Here is a 504-nt window from a genome sequence, read left to right as displayed (position 1 = left end):
TGGTCGTCTCCTGCTTGTCCCGCGTGCCGAACTCAATCCGGGGCTCCGCGCCCAGGAAGGCAACCGCCTGGAAAGTCGCGGCCTGGTCCACGATGAACGTCTGCGGCATGGTCTGTTCCTCCCAAGGTCTATGCTCTAGCCTTTAGAGCATCGAGTGAAGTCGACTCTAGTCATTAGAGACGAGACCGTCAAGGGAGGAAATCTGATGTCGCAGTCCGCGCCGGTACCCAAGGACCTGGCACAGTGGGTCGAGCAGCAGATCCGCGACCTGACCGATCTCGTAGCGGAGTCGAAGACAGTCAGTGATCATGACACGGATCACCAGTCCCAATGGACCCTCAACCTCTTGGAAGAGCTGTCTCGGGTCGAGACCATCAGCCGGCGGGTTGTCCACCTACTCACCGCGTACGCGCTGCGGAACAGGCTCGCGTCGGCGACCGCCGTGGCGAAAGCCACCGGGGTAACGATCACGGCCGCGCAGAACCGGAACGGGTCCGGACTGGC

The 504-nt window shown here is 62.1% G+C and carries 1 protein-coding gene; it reads left to right on the top strand.

Annotated features, from left to right (window positions below; genetic code table 11):
- Positions 1 to 205: 205 nt before the first annotated feature.
- On the top strand, positions 206 to 504 hold a 299-nt coding region (locus tag E1182_RS30765), incomplete at its 3' end, for a hypothetical protein (RefSeq protein WP_132271212.1).

Origin of the sequence: Micromonospora sp. KC721 (assembly GCF_004348355.1) — a bacterium.
GTDB lineage: Bacteria > Actinomycetota > Actinomycetes > Mycobacteriales > Micromonosporaceae > Micromonospora.
Note: the sequence above shows the minus strand (reverse complement) of the source record. Positions and strands in the feature narration are given on the sequence as shown.